Here is a 3,855-nt window from a genome sequence, read left to right on the forward strand (position 1 = left end):
GGATGTCGGCGTACCAGGCGCAGTTCAGGCCCAGCGATTCATCGTGTTCGAGGTCGCGCCCGCCCATGTCCATGCGCGACGAGTGGATCCCGAGCAGCTTCCACGGCAGCGCGCCGCCGTGCGGATGGCGCATCACGACCGGTGCGCCGCTGGTGCCGCGGTGCGTGCGCGCATCGGTCAGGAAATAGCCCTGGCCCTGGAAGCGCACGCCGAACGAGGACGCGATCGCCGCCTGCCGCACCACCGGCAGGTGGTGCACCACGTCGTGGAAACCGAGCGGGAAGCCGACCACCAGCAGCGAGCTGCCGACCTCCACCTCGTCGAGCGAATGCTGCAGGTGGTCGGGCGTGAACGGCACCATCGCCACGCCCACCGGCAGCGCCGCGCGCTCGATCTCGAGCACCGCGACGTCGATCTCGCCGCCGGCATCGCGCCCCTGGCGCCACACGCTCTTGCCGTCGCGGTACAGCAGCATCGACAGCCCGATCGAGCGGGTCAGGTTGACGGCGTCGGTGTGCAGCTCGATCTCGATGCGGCTCGGGTAGTGCTTGCTTGGCCCATCGATCAGCACGTGGCGGCTGGTGACGAGGAAGAGCCGCCCGTCGCGCTCGAAGAAGAAGCCGCTCGCACCGGTCAGCGGGAGGGTGCCGTCGAAAGTGGAGACGCGGGCGGAGGTCAGCAGCAGCGGTTCGATCATGACCCCGAGTGTGGGGCCTAGAATCCCCGTTCCGTCTGACCGACAGCCACTGGATCAACACCATGTACCGCTGTGTGATCGCTGCAACCGCAGCCCTCGCCTTCGCCTGCGCCACCCTGCCCGCCGCCGCCCAGGCGCAACGCCCGTTCCCGCAGAACGCGTTGCGCGGCGTGATCGCCTTCGACAACCCGCCGCAGGTCACGCTGAACGGCAAGCCGGCACAGCTCGCCCCGGGGGTGCGCATCCGCGGCCAGAACAACCTGCTGGTGCTGACCGGCCCGCTGGTCGGCAGCAAGCTGGTCGTGCACTACACCACCGAGTTCACCGGGCTGATCAAGGACGTGTGGATCCTGCGCGACGACGAGATCAAGGTCGTGCCGTGGCCGACCACGGTCGAGCAGACGCAGACCTGGAGCTTCGATGCAGCGGCCCAGGTCTGGACCAAGCCGTGACGAGGTCGTGATGGAAGAAGAACGCACCAAGAAGGTCTATATCAAGACCTTCGGCTGCCAGATGAACGAGTACGACTCGGACAAGATGTCCGACGTCATGCACGCGGCCGAAGGCTACGAACCCACCCAGGATCCGGAGCAGGCCGACCTGATCCTGTTCAACACCTGCTCGGTGCGCGAGAAGGCGCAGGAGAAGGTGTTCAGCGACCTCGGCCGGGTCAAGCACCTGAAGGCCAAGGGCGTGATGATCGGCGTCGGCGGCTGCGTCGCGAGCCAGGAAGGCGCGGCCATCATCGAACGCGCGCCGTACGTCGACGTGGTGTTCGGCCCGCAGACGCTGCACCGCCTGCCCGAGCTGCTGAAGCAGCGCCAGCGGCAGCAGCGCCCGCAGGTCGACATCAGCTTCCCCGAGATCGAGAAGTTCGACCACCTGCCGCCGGCGCGCGTCGAGGGCGCGACGGCCTTCGTCTCGATCATGGAAGGCTGCTCGAAATACTGCAGCTACTGCGTGGTGCCGTACACCCGCGGCGAAGAGGTCTCGCGGCCGTTCGACGACGTGCTGGTCGAGGTGGCAGGCCTGGCCGACCAGGGCGTGAAGGAAGTGACGCTGCTGGGCCAGAACGTCAACGCCTACCGCGGCGCGATGGGCGATACCAGCGAGATCGCCGATTTCGCACTGCTGATCGAGTACGTCGCCGCGATCCCCGGCATCCAGCGCATCCGCTACACCACCAGCCACCCGAACGAGTTCACGAACCGGCTGGTCGAGGTGTACGGCCGCGTGCCGCAGCTCGTGAACCACCTGCACCTGCCGGTGCAGCACGGCAGCGACCGCATCCTGATGGCGATGAAGCGCGGCTACACGGTGCTCGAGTACAAGAGCACGATCCGCAAGCTGCGCGCGGTGCGGCCGGACATCAGCCTGTCGAGCGACTTCATCGTCGGCTTCCCCGGCGAGACCGAGGACGACTTCACGAGGATGATGAAGCTGATCGACGACGTCGGCTTCGATTCGAGCTTCAGCTTCATCTACAGCCCGCGCCCCGGCACGCCGGCCGCGGCGCTCGCCGACGACACGCCGCATGAGACCAAGCTCGCCAGGCTGCAGCACCTGCAGGCGGTGATCGAGGACAACCAGCGGCGCATCGGGCAGTCGCGCGTCGGCACGGTGCAGCGCATCCTGGTCGAAGGCCCGTCGCGCAAGGATGCGGACGAGCTGATGGGCCGCACCGAGTGCAACCGCATCGTCAACTTCGCCGGCCCGGCACGGCTGGTCGGGCAGATGATCGACGTGAACATCACGCTGGCCTACCCGCATTCGCTGCGGGGCGAGGTGGTGACGCGGGACGAAGTGGCGGTCGTCTAGCGCCGGCCGGGTCCGAAACCGGCCCACCAGAGGGTGAGCGCGCAGCCGACAACCATCGCGCCATAGGTGGCCATCTTGCCGTCCCGGCCCAGCCAGGCCAGGCCGACGATGGTCACCACGCTGGCCACGCCCGCCGACCACAGCCACAGCCGCGCCCAGCGGACGTTCGCCAGTTCACGCCGCCACAGCAGCTTGGTCAGTGCCGACGCCAGCGCGGTGACGCCGAAAGCGGGTCCGAGGAAGTTCAGCAGGTGCCACAGTGCGTCCAAAGGTCCCATCGACTGGTTCTCGCGAAAGCTGGCCCGGAAGTTGCCGACAAACCGCGTTATTGTGACGAATCGTCAGCGTCTATGACGGTCTTGAGAATCGGCAAACGCCCGACGGCGTTGCAAATTTTATAATCTGCCCATGAGTGTCTTCGCCCTCGGTCTGAACCACACGACGGCTCCGCTGGATTTGCGGGGCCGTTTTGCGTTCACTCTCGAGCAGCTGGCGCCGACGCTGCAGGGTTTCCGCGAGCGGGTGGCGCGCCCGAGCGGCAGCCCCGAGGCGGCGATCCTGTCCACCTGCAACCGCACCGAGCTGTACTGCGCGGCCGAGCCGGCGCTGGTGCGCCCGGCGATCGACTGGCTGGCGGGCGTGGGTGGCGTGGCGAGCAACCACTTCATGGACCATGCCTACGTGCTGGAGGGCGGCGCCGCGGCGCGCCATGCCTTCCGCGTCGCGAGCGGCCTCGATTCGATGGTGCTGGGCGAGCCGCAGATCCTCGGCCAGATGAAGCAGGCGGTGCGCGAGGCCAGCACCGCCGGCACGCTGGGCACCACGCTGCACCAGATGTTCCAGCGCTCGTTCGCGGTCGCGAAAGACGTGCGCACCTCCACCGAGATCGGCTCGCACTCGATCAGCATGGCCGCCGCCGCGGTGCGCCTGGCCTCGCAGCTGTTCGAGGACCTGCGCGACACCAAGGTGCTGTTCGTCGGCGCCGGCGAGATGATCGAGCTGGTCGCCACGCACTTCGCGGCCCGCGCGCCGCGCGCGATGGCGGTGGCCAACCGCACGCTCGATCGCGGCGAGAAGCTGGCCAGCCGCTTCGGCGCCGAGGCGATCCGCCTGTCCGACCTGCCGGCCCGGCTCGGCGAGTTCGACGCCGTCATCTCGTGCACCGCCAGTTCGCTGCCGATCATCGGCCTGGGCGCCGTCGAGCGTGCGCTGAAGGCGCGCAAGCACCGCCCGATGTTCATGGTCGACCTGGCCGTGCCGCGCGACATCGAACCCGAGGTCTCGCGGCTGAACGACGTCTACCTCTACACCGTCGACGACCTGTCGGCGCTGGTGCAGAC

5 protein-coding genes are annotated in these 3,855 nt (G+C 68.1%); 3 read left to right on the forward strand and 2 right to left on the reverse strand.

Annotated elements, in window-relative coordinates:
* Positions 1 to 697, reverse strand: a 697-nt coding sequence (locus tag AC1D12_RS27295) for a trypsin-like peptidase domain-containing protein (protein WP_477844169.1), incomplete at its 3' end; no start/stop codon positions are given.
* Between the two features lie 62 nt (positions 698 to 759).
* On the opposite strand from AC1D12_RS27295, the gene AC1D12_RS27300 reads away from it, so the two are divergent.
* Both AC1D12_RS27300 and miaB read left to right on the forward strand, forming a co-directional pair.
* Positions 760 to 1,149: a hypothetical protein gene (locus tag AC1D12_RS27300; RefSeq protein WP_477844171.1), complete on the forward strand. Its 390-nt coding sequence runs from the start codon at positions 760 to 762 to the stop codon at positions 1,147 to 1,149.
* A 10-nt stretch (positions 1,150 to 1,159) separates the two neighbouring features.
* Complete coding sequence (gene miaB, locus AC1D12_RS27305; protein WP_047500166.1) at positions 1,160 to 2,515, forward strand: tRNA (N6-isopentenyl adenosine(37)-C2)-methylthiotransferase MiaB; 1,356 nt, start codon at positions 1,160 to 1,162, stop codon at positions 2,513 to 2,515.
* On the opposite strand, the gene AC1D12_RS27310 is transcribed toward miaB, so the two are convergent.
* Positions 2,512 to 2,793, reverse strand: a complete 282-nt coding sequence (locus AC1D12_RS27310) for a hypothetical protein (RefSeq protein ID WP_047500164.1) — start codon at positions 2,791 to 2,793, stop codon at positions 2,512 to 2,514. The genes miaB and AC1D12_RS27310 overlap by 4 nt on opposite strands.
* 130 nt (positions 2,794 to 2,923) lie before the next feature.
* On the opposite strand from AC1D12_RS27310, the gene hemA reads away from it, so the two are divergent.
* Positions 2,924 to 3,855, forward strand: a 932-nt coding sequence (hemA, locus tag AC1D12_RS27315; protein ID WP_477844174.1) for a glutamyl-tRNA reductase, incomplete at its 3' end; no start/stop codon positions are given.

The sequence above is a fragment of the Rhizobacter sp. P1_G5 genome, assembly GCF_056405435.1.

Coding starts and splice junctions, on each gene's coding strand:
- AC1D12_RS27300 (WP_477844171.1), top strand. CDS start 760: ATGTACCGCTGTGTGATCGCTGCAACCGCAGCCCTCGCCTTCGCCTGC.
- miaB (WP_047500166.1), top strand. CDS start 1,160: ATGGAAGAAGAACGCACCAAGAAGGTCTATATCAAGACCTTCGGCTGC.
- AC1D12_RS27310 (WP_047500164.1), bottom strand. CDS start 2,793: ATGGGACCTTTGGACGCACTGTGGCACCTGCTGAACTTCCTCGGACCC.